At 62.3% G+C, this 20,679-nt stretch carries 23 protein-coding genes; 4 read left to right on the plus strand and 19 right to left on the minus strand.

The annotated features are described in order from the left end of the window. Positions 1-21 precede the first annotated feature (21 nt). The 6 genes from AB4Z53_RS28930 to AB4Z53_RS28955 are packed head-to-tail and all read right to left on the minus strand — an operon-like array spanning position 22 to position 6,393. Complete coding sequence (locus AB4Z53_RS28930; RefSeq protein WP_113535598.1) at positions 22-789, minus strand: ABC transporter ATP-binding protein; 768 nt, start codon at positions 787-789, stop codon at positions 22-24. After that, positions 786-1,619: an ABC transporter ATP-binding protein gene (locus tag AB4Z53_RS28935; protein WP_113535599.1), complete on the minus strand. Its 834-nt coding sequence runs from the start codon at positions 1,617-1,619 to the stop codon at positions 786-788. Before AB4Z53_RS28935 ends, AB4Z53_RS28930 begins: the two co-directional genes overlap by 4 nt. Next, complete coding sequence (nikC, locus tag AB4Z53_RS28940) at positions 1,616-2,548, minus strand: nickel transporter permease (RefSeq protein ID WP_113535600.1); 933 nt, start codon at positions 2,546-2,548, stop codon at positions 1,616-1,618. Before nikC ends, AB4Z53_RS28935 begins: the two co-directional genes overlap by 4 nt. Next, positions 2,545-3,606, minus strand: coding sequence for an ABC transporter permease (locus AB4Z53_RS28945; RefSeq protein WP_441598945.1), 1,062 nt, complete (start codon positions 3,604-3,606; stop codon positions 2,545-2,547). The genes nikC and AB4Z53_RS28945 overlap by 4 nt, the downstream gene beginning before the upstream one ends. A 42-nt stretch (positions 3,607-3,648) precedes the next feature. Next, on the minus strand, positions 3,649-5,289 hold the full coding sequence (locus AB4Z53_RS28950; protein WP_223725234.1) for an ABC transporter substrate-binding protein: 1,641 nt from the start codon (positions 5,287-5,289) through the stop codon (positions 3,649-3,651). 48 nt (positions 5,290-5,337) lie between these two features. Then, entirely contained in the window at positions 5,338-6,393 is a 1,056-nt protein-coding gene (locus AB4Z53_RS28955; protein WP_441598946.1) for a dipeptidase, read from the minus strand. A gap of 298 nt (positions 6,394-6,691) precedes the next feature. Between AB4Z53_RS28955 and AB4Z53_RS28960 the strand changes: the two genes are divergently transcribed. Next, a complete protein-coding gene (locus AB4Z53_RS28960) occupies positions 6,692-7,954 on the plus strand; it encodes an alpha/beta hydrolase (RefSeq protein ID WP_441598947.1) in 1,263 nt (420 codons plus the stop codon). Between the two features lie 219 nt (positions 7,955-8,173). Here the strand turns inward: AB4Z53_RS28960 and AB4Z53_RS28965 are convergent, their stop codons facing one another. From AB4Z53_RS28965 to AB4Z53_RS28990, 6 genes are all read right to left on the minus strand, one after another. Then, complete coding sequence (locus tag AB4Z53_RS28965; RefSeq protein WP_441598948.1) at positions 8,174-9,217, minus strand: Gfo/Idh/MocA family protein; 1,044 nt, start codon at positions 9,215-9,217, stop codon at positions 8,174-8,176. 5 nt (positions 9,218-9,222) lie between these two features. After that, a complete protein-coding gene (locus tag AB4Z53_RS28970; RefSeq protein ID WP_441598949.1) occupies positions 9,223-10,014 on the minus strand; it encodes a ThuA domain-containing protein in 792 nt (263 codons plus the stop codon). A 108-nt stretch (positions 10,015-10,122) separates the two neighbouring features. Further along, positions 10,123-11,151: an ABC transporter ATP-binding protein gene (locus AB4Z53_RS28975; RefSeq protein WP_441598950.1), complete on the minus strand. Its 1,029-nt coding sequence runs from the start codon at positions 11,149-11,151 to the stop codon at positions 10,123-10,125. Between the two features lie 11 nt (positions 11,152-11,162). Then, positions 11,163-11,993, minus strand: coding sequence for a carbohydrate ABC transporter permease (locus AB4Z53_RS28980; RefSeq protein WP_113535607.1), 831 nt, complete (start codon positions 11,991-11,993; stop codon positions 11,163-11,165). Continuing rightward, on the minus strand, positions 11,993-12,976 hold the full coding sequence (locus AB4Z53_RS28985; protein ID WP_441598951.1) for a carbohydrate ABC transporter permease: 984 nt from the start codon (positions 12,974-12,976) through the stop codon (positions 11,993-11,995). Before AB4Z53_RS28985 ends, AB4Z53_RS28980 begins: the two co-directional genes overlap by 1 nt. 197 nt (positions 12,977-13,173) lie before the next feature. Further along, positions 13,174-14,436: an ABC transporter substrate-binding protein gene (locus tag AB4Z53_RS28990; RefSeq protein ID WP_441598952.1), complete on the minus strand. Its 1,263-nt coding sequence runs from the start codon at positions 14,434-14,436 to the stop codon at positions 13,174-13,176. Between the two features lie 364 nt (positions 14,437-14,800). Between AB4Z53_RS28990 and AB4Z53_RS28995 the strand changes: the two genes are divergently transcribed. Continuing rightward, on the plus strand, positions 14,801-15,823 hold the full coding sequence (locus tag AB4Z53_RS28995; protein ID WP_113535610.1) for a substrate-binding domain-containing protein: 1,023 nt from the start codon (positions 14,801-14,803) through the stop codon (positions 15,821-15,823). Between the two features lie 19 nt (positions 15,824-15,842). Here the strand turns inward: AB4Z53_RS28995 and AB4Z53_RS29000 are convergent, their stop codons facing one another. Together AB4Z53_RS29000 and AB4Z53_RS29005 are read right to left on the minus strand one after the other, a co-directional pair. After that, positions 15,843-16,184, minus strand: a complete 342-nt coding sequence (locus AB4Z53_RS29000) for a DMT family transporter (protein WP_291154166.1) — start codon at positions 16,182-16,184, stop codon at positions 15,843-15,845. A gap of 17 nt (positions 16,185-16,201) precedes the next feature. Continuing rightward, positions 16,202-16,762, minus strand: coding sequence for a TetR family transcriptional regulator (locus AB4Z53_RS29005; RefSeq protein ID WP_441598953.1), 561 nt, complete (start codon positions 16,760-16,762; stop codon positions 16,202-16,204). Positions 16,763-16,903: 141 nt separating this feature from the next. Here AB4Z53_RS29005 and AB4Z53_RS29010 point away from each other — a divergent pair, with 141 nt between their 5' ends. Further along, the gene (locus AB4Z53_RS29010; RefSeq protein WP_113535612.1) at positions 16,904-17,296 is read left to right on the plus strand and encodes a group II truncated hemoglobin; all 393 of its coding nucleotides are present in this window, start codon (positions 16,904-16,906) and stop codon (positions 17,294-17,296) included. Positions 17,297-17,298: 2 nt separating this feature from the next. Next, entirely contained in the window at positions 17,299-17,667 is a 369-nt protein-coding gene (locus AB4Z53_RS29015; protein ID WP_441598954.1) for a DUF423 domain-containing protein, read from the plus strand. An 85-nt stretch (positions 17,668-17,752) separates the two neighbouring features. Here the strand turns inward: AB4Z53_RS29015 and AB4Z53_RS29020 are convergent, their stop codons facing one another. The 5 genes from AB4Z53_RS29020 to AB4Z53_RS29040 all read right to left on the minus strand — a co-directional run bounded on the left by AB4Z53_RS29020 (position 17,753) and on the right by AB4Z53_RS29040 (position 20,561). Further along, positions 17,753-18,067, minus strand: coding sequence for an antibiotic biosynthesis monooxygenase family protein (locus AB4Z53_RS29020; RefSeq protein WP_441598955.1), 315 nt, complete (start codon positions 18,065-18,067; stop codon positions 17,753-17,755). Positions 18,068-18,227: 160 nt separating this feature from the next. Next, on the minus strand, positions 18,228-18,497 hold the full coding sequence (locus tag AB4Z53_RS29025) for a hypothetical protein (protein WP_113535614.1): 270 nt from the start codon (positions 18,495-18,497) through the stop codon (positions 18,228-18,230). 28 nt (positions 18,498-18,525) lie between these two features. Then, positions 18,526-18,939: a DUF2325 domain-containing protein gene (locus AB4Z53_RS29030; RefSeq protein WP_441598956.1), complete on the minus strand. Its 414-nt coding sequence runs from the start codon at positions 18,937-18,939 to the stop codon at positions 18,526-18,528. Positions 18,940-19,147: 208 nt separating this feature from the next. Beyond that, complete coding sequence (locus tag AB4Z53_RS29035) at positions 19,148-20,062, minus strand: energy transducer TonB family protein (RefSeq protein WP_441598957.1); 915 nt, start codon at positions 20,060-20,062, stop codon at positions 19,148-19,150. Positions 20,063-20,123: 61 nt separating this feature from the next. Next, the gene (locus tag AB4Z53_RS29040; RefSeq protein ID WP_113535617.1) at positions 20,124-20,561 is read right to left on the minus strand and encodes a hypothetical protein; all 438 of its coding nucleotides are present in this window, start codon (positions 20,559-20,561) and stop codon (positions 20,124-20,126) included. Positions 20,562-20,679: the final 118 nt, after the last annotated feature.

Consider the following 20,679-nt stretch of genomic DNA (forward strand, 5'->3'; position numbering starts at 1 on the left):
CCGCTTCTATCGATACCGACTTCACGCGGTTGCGACGGCGTCCTTGCGCTGGAAGCCCTTGCTCGCGGCCATCAGGCTACGCGTATAGTCCTCGCCGATACGCCCCGCGACGAGGTCCGCCGAAGACAAGCGCTCGACCACACGCCCGCCCTGCATGACCGCCAGCCGGTCGCACATATGGGTGACGACGCCGAGGTCGTGGCTGACCATGATGAAGGTGAGCTTGTGGTCACGACGGACCTGTTCCAGGAGGTTCAGAACTTCGGCCTGCACCGAGGCGTCGAGTGCCGAGGTCGGCTCGTCGAGCAGCAGGATCGAGGGTTCGAGGATCAGCGCACGAGCGATCGCGACGCGCTGGCGCTGGCCTCCCGAAAGCTGGTGCGGATAACGGAAGCGGAAGCCGGACCCAAGACCGACCTCATCAAGCGCCTTCAGAATACGGCGCTCGCCGTCGGCCACACCGTGGATCGCCAGCGGCTCCAGCAATTGCCGGTCGATCGTCTGGCGCGGATGCAGCGAGCCGTAGGGATCCTGAAACACCATCTGCACGGCGCGGTAGAAGGCCTTGTCGCGCTTAGCCCCCTGCAGCACCCGATCGTGAACCCGAATGGTGCCGCCCGTGACCGGCGCAAGGCCGGCAATCGCCCGCAGCAAGGTCGATTTGCCCGACCCGGATTCGCCGACGAGCCCGAAGGATTCGCCCGGCGCAATCTCGACGCTGACGTCGTTCAACGCCTTGAACTCGTCGTAGGTGACGGAAAGGTTCGAAACGGAAACGGCAGATGTCATTGAGCCCACTCCGGCTTGCGGTCGAGAACCGGCAGGGGATGACGATCGGAGCCGATCGCCGGCATGCAGTTCAGAAGTCCTTGCGTATAGGGATGCTTGGCGTTGGCGAGCTCGGACGCCGCCAGTTCCTCGACGATCCGACCGGCATACATGACGATCACCCGGTCGCAGAAGGACGAGACCAGGCGCAGATCGTGCGAAACGAAGATCAGGCCCATGCCACGGTCGGCGACGAGCTTGTCGAGGATACCGAGCACTTCGAGCTGCACCGTCACGTCGAGCGCCGAGGTCGGCTCGTCGGCGATCAGCAGTTCCGGGCCGGCAACCAGCATCATCGCGATCATCGCGCGCTGCCCCATGCCGCCCGACACTTCGTGCGGGTAGAGGTCGTAGACGCGCTTCGGATCACGGATCTGCACCGCCGCCAGCATGTCGAGCGCCCGTTCCCGGGCTTCGCCACGGCTGACGCTCTCATGCTGCCGCAGGGTCTCGACGATCTGCCGGCCGATGCTCATCACCGGGTTCAGCGAATACTTCGGATCCTGCAGGATCATCGCGATCCGCTTGCCCCTGAGATCCCTGCGGACCTTCGGCGATGCTGCGAGCAGGTCGATGCCGTCAAAGTTCAATTGCTTTGCCGTCACCTGCGCGTGACCCGGCGTCAGCCCCATGATCGCCCGGCCGGTCTGCGACTTGCCGGAGCCGCTTTCGCCGACGATGCCGAGGCGCTCGCGGCCGAGCGTGAAGGAGACACCGCGCACAGCCTCGACGAGGCCGGTGCGGGTCGGGAACGAGACCTTGAGGTCTTCAACGGTCAGAAGCGCACTCATTGGCCGCTCTCCCGCGGGTCAAGCGCATCGCGCAGGCCGTCGCCGAGCAGGTTGAAACCGAGACTGACGATCAGGATCGCGATGCCCGGCATCGTTGCCACCCACCACTGGTCGAGAATGAAACGGCGACCGGAAGCGATCATCGCACCCCATTCCGGCAACGGCGGCTGCGCGCCGAGGCCGAGGAAGCCGAGGCCGGCGGCGGTCAGGATGATACCAGCCATGTCGAGCGTGACGCGCACGATCAGCGACGACATGCACATCGGCATCACATGGCGGAACACGATGCGGATCGGCGACGCGCCCATCAGTTGCACGGCGGCGATGTAATCGGAGTTGCGCACCGTCAGCGTTTCTGCGCGGGCAATACGCGCATAGGGTGGCCATGAGGTGATGGCAATCGCGATAACCGCGTTCTCGATGCCCGGCCCGAGCGCTGCGACGAAGGCGAGCGCCAGAACCAGTTTCGGGAAGGCCAGGAAGATGTCGGTGATGCGCATCAGCACCGCATCGACCCAGCCGCCGGCATAGCCGGCGACCGCACCGACGATCAGCCCGATCGGCGCGGCGATGACCGCGACGAGAAGGACCACGGCGAGCGTCAGCCGCGAACCATGGATCAGCCGCGAGAGGATGTCGCGGCCGAGATCGTCCGTGCCCAGCAGATAGCCTGGGCTTCCTGGCGGCATCAGCCGCGCATTGGCGAGGTCGCCGATATAGGGCGAATGCGGCGCCAGGACATCGGCGAAGGCTGCAATGAAGACCAGCGCCAGCAGGATGATGAGGCCGAGCACGGCCAGTTTGTTGGCAGCAAAGCGCTGCCAGGTCATGTAGGCGCGGCCGAGGCGGGCCTGGGTGCGCGACTGCGGGCGATCGGACAGCAGCCATTCGCGGCGTGTCATCGCACGTGTTTCGGTAATGGTGCTCATCGCTGGCGCGTCCTCGGGTCGAGCGTCCGGTAAAGCAGGTCGGACAGGAGATTGATGCCGATGAAGACCGAACCGATGACGATGGTGCCACCAAGGACGGCGTTCATGTCGGCATTCTGCAGCGAATTGGTGATGTAGAGGCCAAGGCCCGGCCAGGCGAAGACGGTTTCGGTCAGCACCGAACCTTCGAGCAGACCGGCATAGGAAAGCGCGATGACCGTCACGAGCGGCACCGCCGCATTGCGCAGCGCATGCCCCCAGATGATACGCGTCTCGGACAATCCCTTGGCGCGCGCCGCCACGATGTATTCCTGCTGCAACTCGTTAAGCATGAAGCTGCGCGTCATGCGACTGATATAGGCGAGCGAGAAATAGCCGAGCAGCGAGGCCGGCAGGATGATGTGGCGGAACACGTCCCAGAGCACGTCCCACTGCCGCTGCCAGAGCGCGTCGAACAGGTAGAAGCCCGTGATCGGCGTGAACGTGTATTCGAACACGATATCGATACGGCCCGGATAGGCGACCCACTTCAGCCGCGCGTAGAACACCAGCAGCGACAGGAGCGCCAGCCWGAAGATCGGCACGGAATAGCCGACAAGGCCGATGACGCGCACGATCTGGTCGGCGATGCTGCCGCGCTTGACGGCGGCGAGAACGCCGAGCGGAACGCCGAAAACGGCGCCGATCAGAGTGCCGAGCGTCGCAAGCTCCATGGTCGCCGGGAAGACGCGGCGGATGTCGGTCATGACGGGATTGGTCGTCAGCACCGAAACGCCGAAATCACCCGTCAGCGCCTGGCGGACATAGATGAAGAATTGTTGATAGAGGGGCAGGTTCAGCCCCATCGCCTCGCGCGTCCTTTCGACGACATGCGTGGGCGCCCGGTCGCCGAGGACGGCCAGAACCGGATCGATCGGGATTATCCGTCCGATGAAGAAGGTGACGGCCAGAAGGCCGAGATAGGTCGTCACGACGACGACGAAAAAACGCAGCATTGCTGCCGCGATCTTGCCGGGACGGGCGCGTTTGCGCCCGTCCACGGTCCCTGTTCCGCTCATGCTCAAGGGAACGATCCTTTCGGTTTATTCCTTCGAGACGGCTTATTCTTTGGTAATGCCGGCGACGAAGTTGGTGTCGAAGCTCGGACCGAGCTTCAGGCCCTTGACGTTGCCGCGGTAGCCGGCGACTTCGGTCTGCTGGAAGATGATGACGAACGGGCTTTCGCCAAGCACCGTCTTCTGCAGTTCCTTGTAGGTCTCGGCACGCTTGGCGCTGTCGCGCTCGAGCAGGGCGTCCTTGGTCTTCTTCGTCAGCTCCGGAACGTCCCAGGCATTGCGCCAGGCAAGGGTCTTGTTCTTGCCTTCGTCGGAATTGTCGGGGTTGCTGGTGAAGGTTTCGGCGTTCGAGTTCGGGTCGAAATAGTCCATGCCCCACTGACCGATATACATGTCGTGGTTACGGGCACGATACTTCGTCAGCGTCTGCTTGCCGTCACCCGGGATGATCTCGAGCTTCACGCCGGCCTGACCGAGGGTCTGCTGGAAGGATTCGGCAATGCCGGTGACAGGCTGGCCATTGCGAACGTCCATGGTCACGGTGAAGCCGTCAGCGAGACCAGCCTTGGCGAGCAGTTCCTTCGCCTTGGCGACGTCGAGCTTGTAGGGGTTCTCGTCGAGTGCACCCAGAACGCCCTTCGGCAGGAAGCTCTGGTGGATTTCGCCGATGCCCTTGATGATCGTCGAGCCGAGCGCATCGTAGTCGACCAAATACTTGAAGGCTTCGCGCACTTCAGGTTTTGCGAGGTTCGCGTTCTTCTGGTTGAGGCTGATGTAGTAGACCGTGCCCTTGGGCGCGCTGGTGGCTGCCAGATCCGCGTTCTTGGTGACGGCGTCAAGATCGCCCGGCTCGAGGTTGCGGGCAACGTCGATATCGCCGGCTTCAAGCGCCAGGCGCTGGCCGGAGCTTTCCTTCATGTGGCGATAGATGACGCGGGCGAGCTTTGCCTGTTCGCCGTAGTAGTTGTCGTTGCGCTCAAGCACGATGACTTCGTTGGCGCGCCATTCGCGCAGCTTGAACGGACCCGAGCCGGCATAACCGGTCTTCAGCCATTCGTTGCCGAAATCGTTGTCATACTTGTAGTCGTCCGTCGGCGTCACCGGCTTGACGTTGTCGAGCACCAGCTTCTTGTCGAGCACGGCAGCAACAGTCGCCGTCAGGCAGTTGAGCACGAAGCTCGGCGCATAGGGCTGGTCGACGGTGAAGACGAAGGTCTGTTCGTCCGCAGCCTTGGCCTTTTCCGTCACGTTGTCGCCGGTGAGGCCGAACTGGGTGAGGATGAAGGCCGGGCTCTTGTCGAGCTTCACGGCGCGCTCGAACGACCAGGCGACGTCCTCGGCGGTCACCGGATTGCCCGACGCAAACTTCAGGCCGGACTTCAGCTTGAAGGTGTAGGTCAGGCCATCGTCAGACACGGTCCAGTTGTCGGCGAGGTCGCCGACGACCTTGGAGGTGTCGTTGGTGTCAAGGCGTACCAGCATGCTGTAGGTGTTGCCGGTCACTTCGGCAGCGGTCAGCTCGAAGGCTTCGCCCGGATCCATGGAAATGACGTCGTCGATCGCAAAGGCTTCGACCAGCGTGTCCTTCGGCGTTTCGGCAAAGGCCGGTGCGGTCGCAGCCATCACCATGGCCAGCGCCGCCGAAGCGGTCAGAAGACGAAGACGTCCATTGAGCTTGTGCATCATTTTTGCAGTTCCCTCGTTTGCGCCCTTTTGGGCCCCTTCTTCATGGGTTCAGGCGGCCTCGTGCCAAGCCTGCCCCAGAACTCTCCACCAGTTTTCCCGGCATATCTTTGCCAGTTCGGCGTCACCATATCCGGCCCCTCTGAGCGCCGCAACGAGCGCCTGATTCCCGGCCGCGTCGGCGATCGCTTCAGGGATCGTCGCCCCGTCGAAGTCCGATCCGAGCGCCACGCACTCGATGCCCATGCGCTCGACGAGATAGTCGACATGGCGAACCATATCGGAAAGCGGTGTTGCAGCATTCTCCTGGCCATCGGCGCGCAGCATCGTCGTCGCATAATTGAGCCCGACGAGACCCTTGCTTTCCCGGACGGCATCGAGTTGCCTATCGGTCAGATTGCGGGCAACCGGCGTCAGCGCGTGCGCGTTCGAATGGCTGGCGACGAGCGGCTGATCCGTGGTTTTCGCGACGTCCCAGAACCCCTTTTCGGTGATGTGGGCGAGGTCGATCAGAATGCCCAGGCGGTTGCAGGCGCGCACCAGTTCGAAACCCGCCTCCGTCAGCCCCGGCGCCGTGTCCGGCGACTTCGGATAGGAGAACGGCACACCGTGACCGAAGACGTTGTGGCGGCTCCAGACCGGTCCAAGCGAGCGCAGGCCCGCGGCATAGAAGGTTTCGAGCGCCGAAAGATCAGCGCCAATTGCCTCACAGCCCTCCATATGCAGGACGGAAGCAAAGACGCCGGCCTCAACCGCACCGCGGATTTCGCCGGTCGAGCGGCAGAGCTTCCACGCCCCCGCCCGATCAAGACGAACGGCGATGTCGGCGAGTTCCATGGCAATCGCCAGTGACGGCAGATGTTCGAGGGGCGCGGAGAGCGGCGTTTCGTAATGGCCGTCTTCACCCGGCGGCTGCAACACCAGATCGCCTGAAGGCACGTAGATCGCCGAAATTCCGCCGATGAGGCCGCCCGCTTTGGCGCGTGGCGCGTCGATATGGCCCTCGCCGATACCGTCGACAAATTCGCGGACCGGGTCAGCACCCTTTCGCGCATTCTGCCACAGCCGCAGAAGCACGTCGTTGTGGCCATCGAAAACCGCCTGCATTCCTGAATTCCTTCATCATTTCAGGGAGATCGAACGGGGCATTTAAGGGCCGCGTCCACGGAAAGGTTGTGCGATGCTAGTGAAAGGCCAAAGCCTTTTCAATGAATATCAAGGGGTTTTACCCAGGCCGTGCTGTAGCGAAATGTTGCATGATTGTCGCAGGCCCGCCGGCAAAGACGGCACGCCGAGCCCTCGAAGGTCTGCCGAGGGGTGAAAAGCTGCGATTTCTAATGCAATGAGATGGCTCGGTTCGGATGGTCGAGCTGTCGCGCCGCATGATGCGGCATTGGGGGTTTGGTTGCTGCCTTCGTTCTCTCTCGCAGGCCCGAAGGGGCATTGGGGCCGCATCGCCGCGACGCTTCTGCTTGCGGTGACCCTTGCAGCCTGCGCCGGCCGCCCCGTCGGCGTGCTGGTCCCCTCGGGAACGACGGGCGGCGCCTCCGAGGTCGACCTGATGGTCGCCACCACCCGTGCTCCTTCGGCCGAACCCGGCGTCCTCTTCAGTGGCGAACGGTCCGACGAACTGTCGCTGACGGAAATCGTCGTTTCGATCCCGCCGGAAAAGAACCGCGAAGTCGGGCAAGTGCAGTGGCCGAAGAAGCTTCCGGCCAACCCGGAACGTGATTTCTCAACCGTCAGCGTCACGCCGCTGCACCAGGGCAACGACGCACAGACCTGGCTGAAGGCGCACCTACCCCAGAGCCGCCGCGTGCTGATCTTCGTTCACGGCTTCAACAACCGCTACGAGGACGCAGTCTATCGCTTTGCCCAGATCGTGCACGATTCCAAGGCGGACGTTGCGCCGATCATCTTCACCTGGCCCTCCCGCGCCAGCGTCTTCGGCTACAACTACGACAAGGAAAGCACGAACTTCTCGCGCGATTCCCTCGAAGACCTGCTGCAGCGCGCGTCCAAGGATCCGAAGGTCGGCGAAATCACCGTTATGGCCCATTCCATGGGCTCGTGGCTGACAATCGAGGCGCTGCGGCAAATGGCGATCCGCAACGGCCGCGTCGCGCCGAAGATCACCGACGTGATCCTCGCCTCGCCCGATCTCGACGTCGACGTCTTCGGCAAGCAGATCCGCGCGATGGGCGACAAGCGGCCGAAGTTCACCCTGTTCGTTTCTCGCGATGACCGGGCGCTCAACCTGTCACGACGCATCTCCGGCAACATCGACCGCCTCGGCCAGATCGACCCGACGGTCGAGCCCTATCGCACGCAACTGGAACAGGCCGGCATCACCGTTCTCGACCTGACGGCGCTGAAGGGCGGCGACAAATTGAACCACGGCAAGTTCGCCGAAAGCCCGGAAGTCGTACGCCTGCTCGGCAACCGCCTGATCGCGGGCCAGACCGTGACCGATTCCGATGTCGGGCTCGGCGAACGCATCGGTGCCGTGACGCTCGGCGCCACTCAGACCGTCGGCAGCGCGGCGAGCCTCGCAGTCTCGGCGCCGATCATGATCTTCGACCCCAACACCCGCAAGAATTACAACGAGCAGGTGCGGCGTCTCGGCCAGTCGGTGGAAAACACCGTCGGCGCAACGGTAACACCCTGAAGCGGACCCTGCTGCATAAGCCCTGAGATCAAAATCGACGAAGGGCAATGCGGCAGTCAAGGTGTTACATTCGCCCCAGCGTTCCCTAGAAAACGCAGGGCGCTGTACCGCATTCGGCGATCCGTGCTGCGTAACACGGATCGCCGAATGGGTTCTCGGAAGGTGAAAATTCGAACCCGGACAGGAGGCGGGTGACAATGACTCCCGCCCGGCAAAGCCTCAGACCGCGAGTTCGCGCCGTCCGGCTTCCGTCTCCATCGCAAGGTCAAGCACCTTCTGCAGGTTTGCCGCATGGCGGAAGCCCGGATCCTCGGTCTTGCCCTCGCGAACGGCCGCCACGAAGCGCTGGTAGTTGGTGGGAACCGTGCCCGCATCGACGTCACGCCATGTTGCAGTTTCGACGTCAGCGCCGAGGCAGGCGCGCAGCGTCGAGCCGTCCGGCGTGTGCACCACTTCGAGCGCACCCTTGTCCCCGTGCAGTCTGAGCCTGAGTTCGTTCAGATGCCCGGTCGCCCAACGGCTGGCATGAATGACGCCCATGGCGCCGTTGCCGAACTCGGCCGTCATGACAAAGCTGTCATTGGCGTCGAGATCATACTCGCCGATGCGGTTACCAGGCGCCTTGTCGAAGGTCTTCAGCCGCGCGAAGATCCGGGCAGCGTCGGTGCCGGCGCCGTATCCAGCGAAATCGAGGATATGGATGCCGACATCGCCAAGCACGCCGTTCGAGCCGTGCTTGGTCGAAAGCCGCCACAGCCATTGCGATTCCGTCGCCCAGTCGCCCCAGGCCTTGGAAACGAGCCAGCTCTGCAAATAGGACGCCTCGAGGTGGCGCAGCTTGCCGACCTCCCCGGCGAGCACCATCGCCCGCGCCTTCTGCAGCGGCGCGACATTGCGGTAGGTGAGGTTGACCATCGTCACCAGACCGGAGCGCTCGGCGGCTTCCGCCATCTCAGCCGCCTTGGCGTAATTCTCCGCCAGAGGCTTCTCGCATAGCACATGCTTGCCGGCGGCAATCAGTGCCAGCGTCGTCGGGTGGTGCGCCTTGTCGGGCGTCACGTTCGTCGCCGCATCGAACTTGCCCCAGGCGATCGCCTCGTCGAGCGAGGTGAAGGTCTCGGCAATGCCGTGTTTCTCGGCAAACGCCTTGGCACGTGCGGGATCGACATCGACCGCGCCGACCATCTCGACGCCTTCGATCTTGGCAAAGGCCTGGGCATGGCTGTTTGCCATGCCGCCGGTTCCTACGATGAGAAGACGCATGATGCTCACCTGTATCCTGCTTCGCCGGCCTGATGCAGCCGCGGCCCACGCTCGACGATCGGCTCCAATGCCTTCTCCACCGGCACGTTCGGCGCATCATGGATCGCCGTGTAGCGGTTGTCGGCGTTGTAGGCCCACTTTACCGAATTGCGCAGTACCTTCTGGACATTGGCGTCGTGATAGGTCGGGTAGGTCTCGTGGCCTGGACGGAAATAGAAGATGTTGCCGGCGCCGCGGCGCCAGGTCAGCCCCGAGCGGAACACTTCGCCACCGGCAAACCACGAGATGAACACGGTTTCGAGCGGCTCCGGCACGGAGAACTGCTCGCCATACATTTCTTCGTTTTCAAGCACGAAGTTCTCGTCCAGCCCTTCGGCGATCGGGTGGCGGGGATTGATCGCCCAGACGCGCTCGCGTTCACCGGCCTCGCGCCACTTCAGCGCGCAGGGTGTGCCCATCAGCCGTTTGAAGATCTTCGAAAAGTGGCCGGAGTGGAGCACGATCAGGCCCATGCCTTCCCAGACCCGCTTGGCAACGCGCTCGACGATCTCGTCGCTGACGGCGCCGTGGTCCTTGTGGCCCCACCAGAGAAGCACGTCGGTATTGGCCAGGCGCTCGACGCTAAGCCCGTGCTCCGGCTCCTGCAGCGTCGCCGTCGTCGCCTCGATCGCACCTTCGGTGTTGAGTGCCGCCGCAATCGTGTTGTGCATCCCGTTCGGGTAGATGCTGCGGACGATCTCGTTGGTCTGCTCGTGAATATTCTCGCCCCAAACGACTGTTCTGATAGGCACGGTCATTCTCCTTGCGTGTTCGCCCGTTGCGGGCATGTCGTCTTACGATAGATGGGGCCGCCGGGAATTGGCGACCCCGAAGCCCTGGGTGTCTTCAGCTTGATCGGGTCCTGGTCAGGCAGCCCCTTTCATGGGCGCGCGGCCGAGGGCCTGCCCCGATGCATCGAAGCGATGGATGTTGCCGCCGATCGGCGAGATCTCAACCGTCTCGCCCGTCCGGTGATGCGAGGTGCCGCCTTCCCGAACGATGACCGGTTCTGCGGCGCCGATATCGAGATAGATGTAACTGTCGGAGCCGAGCATTTCGGAGTGCACGACCGTTCCCGACCACCTGCCGTCGCCCGCCCGGATCTCCAGATGCTCGGCGCGGATGCCGATCGTGTGGGCATCATAGGGTGCCGCCAGTGCACCGGAGAGGAAGTTCATCTTCGGCGAGCCGATGAAACCGGCGACGAAGACCGAATTCGGGCTCTCGTAGAGTTCGAGCGGCGTGCCGATCTGTTCGACCCGACCATCCCGTAGCACGCAAATGCGATCCGCCAATGTCATCGCCTCGACCTGGTCGTGGGTGACGTAGATCATCGTCGTCTTGTGCATGCTGCGATGCAGCTTGGCGATCTCGATCCGGGTCGCAACGCGCAGCGCCGCATCGAGATTGGAGAGCGGCTCGTCGAAGAGAAAGACCTTGGGATCGCGCACGATCGCCCGACCGATGGCGACGCGCTGGCGCTGTCCGCCCGAGAGCTGCCGGGGCAAACGCTGCAGATAGGGCGTCAGTTGCAGCATCTCGGCCGCGGCCTCGACGCGCTTCTTGCACTGCTCCTTGTCCTTGCCCGCGAGCTGCATGCCAAAAGACATATTCTCGAATACCGTCATGTGCGGGTAAAGCGCGTAGGACTGGAACACCATCGCGATGCCGCGCTTGGACGGCGTCAACTGGTTGACCATCTGACCGTCGAAGGACAGCGTGCCCGAGGAGATGTCCTCGAGCCCGGCGATCAGCCGCAGCAGCGTGGACTTGCCGCAGCCGGACGGCCCGACGAAGACCATGAACTCGCCGGCCCGGATGTCCATGCTGACGCCCTTGATCACCTCGAAGGCGCCAAAGGACTTGCGGATGTTGCGCAATTGAAGCTCTGCCATGTTTTCTCCCCTTATCCTTTGACGCCGCCGGCCGTGAGCCCGGAGATGATCCGCCGCTGAAAGATCAGCACGAGGACGACCAGTGGCACGGTGACGATGATCGATGCGGCCATGATGTTGCCCCACGGGATTTCGTACTGGCTGCTGCCGGACAGAAGCGCGATCGCAACCGGCACGGTGCGCTGGCTGTCGGACGACGTGAAGGTCAGCGCGAACAGGAACTCGTTCCAGGCGGCAATGAAGGCGAGCAGCCCCGTCGTCACCAGCGCCGGCCACATCAGCGGCATGAACACGCGAGTGATGATCACCCAGGGCGTCGCCCCGTCGACGATCGCCGCTTCCTCGATCTCGACTGGCAGATCGCGCATGAAGGTGGTGAGCACCCACACCGTGAAGGGCAGCGTGAAGATCATGTAGGAAAAGATCAGCGCCAGGGGCGTGTTGAAGATCCCGACCGAGCGGATGAGTTCGAAGAGCCCGGCAAGCACGGCGATCTGCGGAAACATCGACACCGACAGGATCGTCAGAAGCAGCAGTCCGCGTCCGCGAAACCGTACGCGCGCCAGTGCATAGGCCGCGGTGACGGCCAACAGCAGCGAAACCGCGACGACGATCGTTGCGACCAGCAGCGAATTGGCGAGGTTGCGCAGGAAGCCGCTGCTTGAGACAATACCGGCGTAGTTGTCGAAGGAGATTTCGGTCGGCCAATAGTCGACCCGGAACAGCGCCGTTCCGGATTTGAAGCTCGTCAGCACCGCATAGTAGAACGGGAAGACGGCCATGATGATGATGGCGGCAACAAGGGCGTAGAACGCCGTGCGCCTGGCGAGGGTGGCAACCATCAGCGTTCTCCCTCCAGGTTGACGCGGCCGAACCACATGTAGGCGACGGTGATCGCCGCAATAATCAGGAACAGCATCGTCGAGGCAGCGGCGCCATATGCGAACTTGTCGAAGTCGAACAGGTTTTCGCGGGCCAGTACCGACATGGTCTTGGTCTGGGCGTTGTTGGGCGTCAGCACATAGATGAGATCGAAGATGCGCAGCGCATCGAGCATGCGGAAGATCACCGCCACCATCAGCGCCGGGCGGATCAAGGGCAACGTCAGCCGCCAGAAGACCTTGAGCGGATGCACGCCATCGATTTTCGCCGCCTCGTAGATATCGGAAGGCACCATCTGCAGTCCGGCAAGGATGAGCAGCGCCATGAACGGCGTCGTCTTCCAGACGTCGACGATCAAGACGGCAACCATTGCCGTCTCCGGATTGGCGGTCCAGGCGACCTTCTGGCTGATCAGGCCGAGGCCAAGCAGAAGATCGTTCAAGATGCCGAACTGGTCGTTGAGCATCCAGGCCCACATCTTGGCGGAGACGATGGTCGGAATGGCCCAGGGGATGAGGATTGCAGCGCGCACCAGCCCGCGCCCGGGAAAGTTCGCGTTCAGCACCAGGGCGACAACCAGGCCCAGCACCGTCTCGATGGTGACGGAAACCGCCGAGAACTTCAGCGTGTTCCAGACGGCGTTCCACCAGGCGGGATCGGCGAGCAGGCCGTTATAGACCGTGCGCCCGCTCTTCAGCGTGATCCAGCTGAGGTAGTTCTTGAAGCCGACGAACTCGGCGCCTTCAAGGTTGGTCAGCGACGCATTGGTGAAGCTGAAATAGACGGTGCGCAGCAGCGGCCAGCCGGCGACAAGGGCGAGCACCAGCAAGGTCGGCGCGAGAAAGATCCAGGCGGAGCGAACGCGGCTGGCATTGAGGTCGGAACGGATCCCTGCCTGCTGCCCGAGAGCAGAAGGAGGATCTGCGAGTGAAAGATCGGTCATTGTCTTGGCTCACTYTTGCCATTCGGCGCACGGCCGAGCAGCTGGCCCGAGAGGAACGACGCCCACAGACAAGTCCAGGAAAAGTGTGACGCGTTTCCCATCCGGACTTGATTGCTTTCGAAGCGCTGGACGTCGTCGGCGGTTACTCGGTGGAGCGAGGGAAGGCTTGACAAGCACTCCCCTCGCCCCCGGGAGGATTACCAGCTGTCGCCCTTCATCTCGGTGAGCTCGACTTCGAGCAGTTCCAGGTTTTCCGCCGCCGTGCCGTTGCCGGAGAGCGAGTTGTGGACCGCATTCCAGAACTTGGCGGAGACCTCGTTGTACTTGACCTTGGTGATGGCCGACGGACGCGGCACTGCACTTTCGAAGATCGGCTTCCAGGCCGGCATGAACGGCTGGGCCTTGGCGACATCCGCGTCGTCGTAGAGTGCCGCAACCGTCGGCAGGTTGGAAAGCTCGATCGCCCGGCGCTTCTGCACCTCAGCAGACGACAGGAACTTGACGAGCGCAATCGCTGCTTCCTGGTCGTCGGAATATTTGGAAACGGCGACGTTCCAGCCGCCGAGCGTCGAAGACGGCTGGTCGCCATCGGTGGCCGTCGGCAACGGTGCCACCGCGAACTTGCCCTTCACTGTGCTGTCGTCGCCGTTGCCGAGCGCATAGGCATAGGGCCAATTGCGCATGAAGACGGAATTGCCAGTCTGCCAGACGCCACGCGATTCTTCCTCCTGATAGGCAAGCACGCCCTGCGGCGAGATCGTGCCGACCCAACCCTTGATCCGGTCGATCGCGGCGGCCGCCTTCTCGTTGTTGATCGAGATCGTTCCATCCGGCTCGACGATCTGTCCGCCGCCTGAGGATTTGACCCATTCGAGCGCGTTGCAGGTCAGGCCTTCATAGGCATTGCCCTGGAAGACATAGCCCCAGAGATCGGCCTGCCCAGCGGCCCGCTCCTTCTCCTGGATTTCCTTGGCGGTCGCAGCCAGTTCGTCCCAGGTCTTCGGCGGCGTCTTGCCGTATTTTTCGAGCAGGTCCTTGCGATAGAACAGCGCCGGCGCATCGGTGAAGACCGGCAAGGCCACGAGGCGACCGTTCACCGTCTGCGAGGCGATGATCGACGGGAAGTGCTGACTGACGACGTCCTTTGCCGCTTCCGTCAGATCGACGAACTGGTCTGCCAGCTGCGGCGCCCAGACGACGTCGGTCTGATAGACGTCGACATCCTTGTTTCCGGCAGCAAGCCAAAGCCGGTACTGGCTGAACTGCTCGCTGCTCGACGGCGGCATGGTGACCAGGCTCACCTTGTGCCCGGTCTGCTTCTCGAAAATGTCCAGCTGTTCGCGAATGAAATTGACGTTCTTGCCGGTCGTGTTCGCGGCGAGCGAAAGCTCGGCGGCGCCAGCCGTTCCGGCGGCAACGATCGCGGCACAAAAAGTCAGAGCATTGAGCATGGTTGTCATCGGGTCGACTCCTCCTGTTCCCCCTCCACCGCACGAAAGCTCCTCGGCAAATTCGAAAGCGGTTTGGATGAGAAAAAGTTGGCAGAAGACAGAAAAACTGTCAATCCATGCGCTAGAAAATGTCGTTTGGCCGTGAATTTTTCGAAATAATATTTTATGTTCAATAACATAATTGATTGAATGAAATTTCATCCACATGTCGCGGTAACCCATGAAATTAAAGGGGAGTCGCAATAATTTAAAACGGTTTGGTAAAATTCCGGGTCGAACCGAAGCGCAGGACGCTTCCGACAAACCGATTGTTACCGGCAACGAAGGTGTATATTTCTGGGACCGGGCTAGGGCTTGAGGAAACGCATACCGAATGAAACTGAGGGAGTTCGCACAACAACTGGGCCTTTCGCCGACCACCGTCAGCCGGGCGCTGAGCGGCTATCCGGAGGTCAGCGAAAAGACGCGCAAGCGCGTGGCCGAAGAGGCAAGCCGCCTCGGCTATCGTCCGAACATCAATGCCGTGCGGCTCGCCACCGGTCGCGCCGGCGCGATCGGCGTGGTCATGGGCCGCTCCGGCGAGTTCCATTTCTCCGAATTCATGGGCGGCCTTGCCGAACGGCTTGGCACCGAGGATATCGATATTCTCGTCAGCCCGATGGACGACAAGAACCCTACGGGTGAAATCCAGCTCTATAGCCGACTTGCCGTCAGCGGCCGCGTCGATGCCGTGATCGTGCACTCGCCCGAACCGAACGACGAGCGCATCTCCCTCCTCCACAAGCTCGGCATGCCCTTCCTGGTGCACGGCCGCTCCGATATCGATGTGCCGCACGCCTGGCTCGACATCGACAATGAAGGCGCGATCCGCCGCGCGACCTCGCACCTCATCGATCTCGGCCATCGCCGCATCGCCATGATCAACGGCCGGCAGGGGCGCACCTTCTCGCTTCACCGCGACAAGGGCTACCGCGACGCGCTACAGGCGCGCGGCATCCCCTTCGATCCGCGCCTCGTCGCCCACGGCAACTTCACGGACGAACTCGGCTTCCGCTTCGCCCGCTCCTTCCTGGAACAGACGCCACGCCCAACCGCCTTCGTCGCCGGCTCGATGATGACGGCGCTCGGTATCTATCGGGCAGCGCGGTCCATGGGTCTGGAGATCGGGCGCGAAGTCTCGGTCATCGCCCATGACGACGTGTTCCCTTACCTCACCGCGGAGAACATGGTGCCGTCGCTCTCGGCGACCCGCTCTTCCATGCGCGCCGCCGGCGCGCGCTCGGCCGATCTCGTGCTGCAGCTTCTTTCAGGCAAGCCCACTGAGGAGGTTCACGAGCTCTGGCCGGTCGAACTGATCCTGCGGGAATCGACCGCCCCCCCGCCGCAGGGCGCCTGAGACCTGGCTGCCGACCGCCTCAGTGGAAGGTGGACTTGGAAAACAGGTTGAGCACAACCACGCCGGATATGATCAGGCCCAGTCCCAGGATCGCCGCCAGGTCGAGCTTCTGCCCGAAGGCGAAGTAACCGACGAGCGAAATCAGGACGATGCCGAGCCCGCTCCAGACCGCGTAGGCGATGCCGACGGGGATGAAGCGCAGCGTATAGGACAGAAAGAAGAAGGCGATCGCATAGCAGATCACCATCATCACCGTCGGCCCCAGGCGAGTGAAGTGCTGGGCCGCCTGCATCGCCGAGGTGCCGAGCACCTCGAAGACGATCGCTGCAACCAGGACGGTATAGAGCATGGCAGGGTTCATGGGAGATTCCATCCGGGTTACTGCGCCGAAAGCGCCTTGAGATTTTCAACAAGACCGACCCGCGCCTCAGCATCGAGATCGTGGCTCTGCATCAGATCCGCCAGCCACACGCCGTCGCAGGCAAAACGCGCCAGCACACAGCCCGGCGAACCATCGGTCTCCACAAACTCTGCGGTTCTGCGGGTGACCCAGTCGCGCCAGCGTCTCTTCAGATGCGGCTCGGCAATCAGCGCAATCGTCAGCATGCGCCAGCCCGGCACATCGGTTGTGGGATCAAGCGCGAAGCAGACATCGATATAGGCGCGGGTGAAGCGCCCTTTCGCCACCGTATCGCGTGCCATCGCCGCCTCGATCTCGCAATCGAACCGCGTCACCAGGTCGTCGAACAGCCCGTCGAGAAGAGCGAGCTTGTTCGGAAAGTGGTGCAGCAGCCCGCCTTTGCTGACGCCCGCCGCCTGGGACACGGCATCGAGCGTGATGCCCGCCACCCCCTGCTCGTGCGAAAGGCGTGCGGCAACCTCCAGCAATTGCTGGCGCACCTGTTCCGGCTGCTTCTTGCGGCGATGAGCTTCGGTCATGCTACTATAAAGATACCGTCTAGACGGTTTGTCAAGAGAAGCAACGTACGACCGCGATGAAACGCCGCAAACTCCTCTTCTGAAAAATCGTTGTCCGCCCCGTCGCCGCGCGCTAGGACCGACGCAACGAAGGACGCAAGCATGGCGGAACCGGAAACCACCACCCTCTATGAAGCCATCGGCGGCGACCCGACGGTTCGCGCCCTGACACGCCGTTTCTATGAGCTGATGGATACGTTGCCGGAAGCGGCACGCTGCCGCGCAGTGCATCCGCCGGATCTTTCCGGCAGCGAAGAGAAGTTCTACGAGTACCTGACTGGCTGGCTCGGCGGACCGCCAATCTACGTTGAAAAGCGCGGCCATCCGATGCTGCGCCGCCGCCACTTCGTCGCCGAAATCGGGCCTGAGGAACGGGACGAGTGGCTCCTCTGCTTCACCCGCGCGCTCGAGGAAACGATCGACCATCCGAAGCTCCGGCAAGTCATCCTCGACCCGATCACCCGCCTCGCCCTTCATATGCAGAATAAGGAATGAGCATGTCGCACAGCGGATTTCGCGCAACGACGCTATTTGTTGCCGGTTTGATGGGCCTGACCGGCGTTGTCAGCGCGGCCGCTGCTTCGCACGGCGACGACCCGAGATTGCTCGCCGGCATTTCCGCCATGTGCCTTGCGCATGCCCCGGCCTTGGTCGCGCTCTACGCCGCCTGGCCAAGCTTTCGCACGGCCGCCGTTGCGGCCTTGCTGATCGCAGTTGGAACGGCGCTGTTCTCGGCTGATCTCGCGGTGCGCCATGTCTCGGGCCACGGTCTGTTCCCGATGTCGGCGCCGCTCGGCGGCACGACAATCATGGTCGGCTGGCTCGCCGTCTCGCTCGGCGCCTTCCTGCCGCGCAAGTCAGCCTAACCCAAAAGCAATTCGCCACCCGGATGGGTCTTCCATCCGGGTGGCGATGATATGCAATCAGGTGGCTTGTACTGACGCGCGCGGATCAGGCGCCTTCGACAGCCGAAAAACCTTCAAACTTCGGCGGACCGAGATACATCGCCTTGTTCTCGCCGGCATTCCTGTGCGCAACGCGGAAGTTCTCCGACTTCGTCCAGGCTGAAAACGAACCCCTGTCCTTCCAGACCGAGTTCGAGACGAAGAGCGTGTAGCCCTCCTCCGGCACGCTGTCGCCGCGCAGCAGGTGGAAGGAAACGAAGCCTGCCATCTCTGAAAGGCTGGAATCGCGCCCCTTCCATACGGCCTCGAAGGCCTCTTCATGGCCGATGGCGATACGGAAACGGTTCATGGCAACGTACATCTTGGTCTCCCAGGTCATTTCACTGACAGCGAAATGATCCAAATCTTTGAATGAGCGCAATTCCGGGCGGAAAACCGCTACGCACTTTTCCTGGATTCGCTCGTTTTGAACGCCGCAATCCCGGACGGAAAACCGCTTCGCACTTTTCCTGGGATTGCTTTTAGGCGCTTTCCTTCTTGCGGGCAGCGTCGTTTGCGGCCCGCGGAAAGGCGAGAATAGTTGCTTCCTTCGGCTCTGCAAGGCCGAGCGGATCACGAACTGACGGGCGCGCCTGCCAGGTTGGAAACTCAGCGACGTTGGCATTCTCTTCAACCATGCGCGCGCGACGCGTCAGGATCTCGTAGAGCTCAGGCACCAGGCCATCGCCTTGCTGGGCCGCCAGCTTGTGCAGGCCGATCATCATGGCGAGCTCAGGACGTTCTTCGTTCATTGCAAACTCTCGTCTTATCTCGGGAGGATTACCGCTCGTCGCGGCTGGTGGTCAGGTCCTGAAGCGCGCGCTCAAGGCTCGATTTCGAGCCGTTGCGCAGCGGCACGAAGGCCTTGCCCCACTTCTTGCAGCCTGTCTTCACGCGCAGACATGCGTCATGGCTGATGCAGTCGATCGGGCAGAACACGCAATCGACTGAAGGCAGTACCCGGTCGATGCGCGAGACTGCCTCGCGCAGGCCGCCATCATGATGAAGCAGCTCGGCACCAAAGGAGCTGGCAATCTCGCGCAGATGCGCCACCTGACAATCACGGCCGCCGACATAGAGAAAACTGCGCCCTTCCAGCGTTGCCTTGCCGGTATCCTGGCGATCCTCGGCCGGTTCCGAACCCGAACGACCCTTGCCATTCTTCGCCGCATTCTGGTGACGCTTGCCGCGCATGCAATCCTCTCCGCCTGATCGTGCAACAAGCGCCTTGAAGGGCAGCCGGTCGCATCGGGATATCCTCTCGACACACGCCCTTCGGCTGCGTGACGAGGGCAACCTATTAAACTTGATAATCCGAGTAAAGTATAAACATGAGTTTTCTAATCATATTTTTCCGGGGACTAGATCGTCGCTGCGATACGCGTGTGAGCGTGTCCGCCTCTCAGTTGACGGACATGGGAACGCTGAAGCTCCAGCTGCTTCTGCCCGAACCTGCCGGTATGGCAGCGAAGGGCGCCGCGCTGCGGACGGAATCGACAGCCGCCTTGTCGAGGCGGTCCGAACCGGAGCTGCGAACGAGATTGACGCTTGCCAGGCTGCCGTTCGCCGAGACCACGAATGCGACCGTAACGGTATTCCCTTCACCGCGGCGAATACTACGCGATTTCCGGAGAAAAACGCGCTGGACCTTCGAGCGGACCTTGCCCTTGTAGTTCTCCTCGCCCGCGCTCCCGATGACGGATGCCGCCCGTCCCTCACCGGTGGCGGGCGCAGTGTTGCCGTTGATATCTCCGTCCGCCTGGCCCTTGACCTGAGTCTGCTGTTGCTCGCCCTTGTCGCCGGCCTTCCTGCGGGTAACCTTCTTTTTCTTGACCGGCTCCTTTTTCGGCTCCGGTGTCTCAACTTTTTCCTTCTTGGGCTCCTCGACCTCGGGCTTTTCTTCCGGCACGACGGTTTCAACAGGCGCAACGCTCGCCGTCACCACGGCTTCGGCCACTTGCAAGGTCGGCATTTCCTCGGCTGGCAGGATCACGTCCGCCTCGGTGGCAATCAAGTCGTTTGGTTGTTCCGCGACGATTTCAGGGGTGGTCGAGGTCGTGTCCTCTACAGGCGTGATCTCCTCCGGCTCGACTTCATCTGGAACGTCCTCGGTTGGCTCGACGATTTCCGAGGGATCGCCTGCCTGCAAGGTTTCGGAGAAGGCATCCCCGAGAATGGCAACCTCGGTCGTCACTCCTCCGACCGTGAGTGCCGGCTCATCCTCGGGCGGGGAGGACCCGAACAATGTCGCAAGTACAACGCCATGCGTTGCGAGCGAGATGACGGCGGCCCCAGTCCAGATGATGATACGCTTCATTACAGCCTAACCTTCGCCGCACCGGCGGCGCCAACTCCACGCTCCGAACGAGCGGTCCCGCTCAACCCTTGAGTTCCACCGCCGATTTCGAGCCGGTCTTGATCCCGCTCATGCAGGCGCCCGGCTGCACGCCGTCGCCCACACAGGCCGGCGCATCGTTGATCAGCAGGCTTTTCACGGCATCGCAATTGGTACCAGGGAGATCGAACTGGCGAACCTTGGTCTTGCCGGCGGGCAGATCACGGAAGTCGAGCACGGCCATGCGCTCGACCAGACCCTTCTGGTCGAAGATCACGAACTCGAAGGAAACCTTGCTCAGCGACTGCGCAAAGGCGTTGCCGGCGACGAAGGTGAGCTTGCATCCTTTCTGCGAAGGCGCGACCTCGTTCAACTCGATTGTCAACCCGGCAGCGGGAGCAGCCTCCTGCGCGTTGGCACCGCCCGCCACGATCAGGGCCGCAAGAGCAACGGAAACAATCGGAAGGCTGGAAAACTTCATATCGACATAACCCCTAAGGTTGCAGCGAACCACCGAACGAGCCCCGCACGCCCTTGTCCACAAGCCGGCAATAACTAACTTGAGTGTATAAGTCCGGTATTGCGTCCATAAATAAATA

This window comes from Ensifer sp. 2TAB8 (assembly GCF_052115125.1).
In the GTDB taxonomy this organism is placed as follows: domain Bacteria; phylum Pseudomonadota; class Alphaproteobacteria; order Rhizobiales; family Rhizobiaceae; genus Ensifer.

Coding starts and splice junctions, on each gene's coding strand:
- AB4Z53_RS28930 (WP_113535598.1), bottom strand. CDS start 789: ATGACATCTGCCGTTTCCGTTTCGAACCTTTCCGTCACCTACGACGAG.
- AB4Z53_RS28935 (WP_113535599.1), bottom strand. CDS start 1,619: ATGAGTGCGCTTCTGACCGTTGAAGACCTCAAGGTCTCGTTCCCGACC.
- nikC (WP_113535600.1), bottom strand. CDS start 2,548: ATGAGCACCATTACCGAAACACGTGCGATGACACGCCGCGAATGGCTG.
- AB4Z53_RS28950 (WP_223725234.1), bottom strand. CDS start 5,289: ATGATGCACAAGCTCAATGGACGTCTTCGTCTTCTGACCGCTTCGGCG.
- AB4Z53_RS28955 (WP_441598946.1), bottom strand. CDS start 6,393: ATGCAGGCGGTTTTCGATGGCCACAACGACGTGCTTCTGCGGCTGTGG.
- AB4Z53_RS28965 (WP_441598948.1), bottom strand. CDS start 9,217: ATGCGTCTTCTCATCGTAGGAACCGGCGGCATGGCAAACAGCCATGCC.
- AB4Z53_RS28970 (WP_441598949.1), bottom strand. CDS start 10,014: ATGACCGTGCCTATCAGAACAGTCGTTTGGGGCGAGAATATTCACGAG.
- AB4Z53_RS28975 (WP_441598950.1), bottom strand. CDS start 11,151: ATGGCAGAGCTTCAATTGCGCAACATCCGCAAGTCCTTTGGCGCCTTC.
- AB4Z53_RS28980 (WP_113535607.1), bottom strand. CDS start 11,993: ATGGTTGCCACCCTCGCCAGGCGCACGGCGTTCTACGCCCTTGTTGCC.
- AB4Z53_RS28985 (WP_441598951.1), bottom strand. CDS start 12,976: ATGACCGATCTTTCACTCGCAGATCCTCCTTCTGCTCTCGGGCAGCAG.
- AB4Z53_RS28990 (WP_441598952.1), bottom strand. CDS start 14,436: ATGACAACCATGCTCAATGCTCTGACTTTTTGTGCCGCGATCGTTGCC.
- AB4Z53_RS28995 (WP_113535610.1), top strand. CDS start 14,801: ATGAAACTGAGGGAGTTCGCACAACAACTGGGCCTTTCGCCGACCACC.
- AB4Z53_RS29000 (WP_291154166.1), bottom strand. CDS start 16,184: ATGAACCCTGCCATGCTCTATACCGTCCTGGTTGCAGCGATCGTCTTC.
- AB4Z53_RS29005 (WP_441598953.1), bottom strand. CDS start 16,762: ATGACCGAAGCTCATCGCCGCAAGAAGCAGCCGGAACAGGTGCGCCAG.
- AB4Z53_RS29010 (WP_113535612.1), top strand. CDS start 16,904: ATGGCGGAACCGGAAACCACCACCCTCTATGAAGCCATCGGCGGCGAC.
- AB4Z53_RS29015 (WP_441598954.1), top strand. CDS start 17,299: ATGTCGCACAGCGGATTTCGCGCAACGACGCTATTTGTTGCCGGTTTG.
- AB4Z53_RS29020 (WP_441598955.1), bottom strand. CDS start 18,067: ATGTACGTTGCCATGAACCGTTTCCGTATCGCCATCGGCCATGAAGAG.
- AB4Z53_RS29025 (WP_113535614.1), bottom strand. CDS start 18,497: ATGAACGAAGAACGTCCTGAGCTCGCCATGATGATCGGCCTGCACAAG.
- AB4Z53_RS29030 (WP_441598956.1), bottom strand. CDS start 18,939: ATGCGCGGCAAGCGTCACCAGAATGCGGCGAAGAATGGCAAGGGTCGT.
- AB4Z53_RS29035 (WP_441598957.1), bottom strand. CDS start 20,062: ATGAAGCGTATCATCATCTGGACTGGGGCCGCCGTCATCTCGCTCGCA.
- AB4Z53_RS29040 (WP_113535617.1), bottom strand. CDS start 20,561: ATGAAGTTTTCCAGCCTTCCGATTGTTTCCGTTGCTCTTGCGGCCCTG.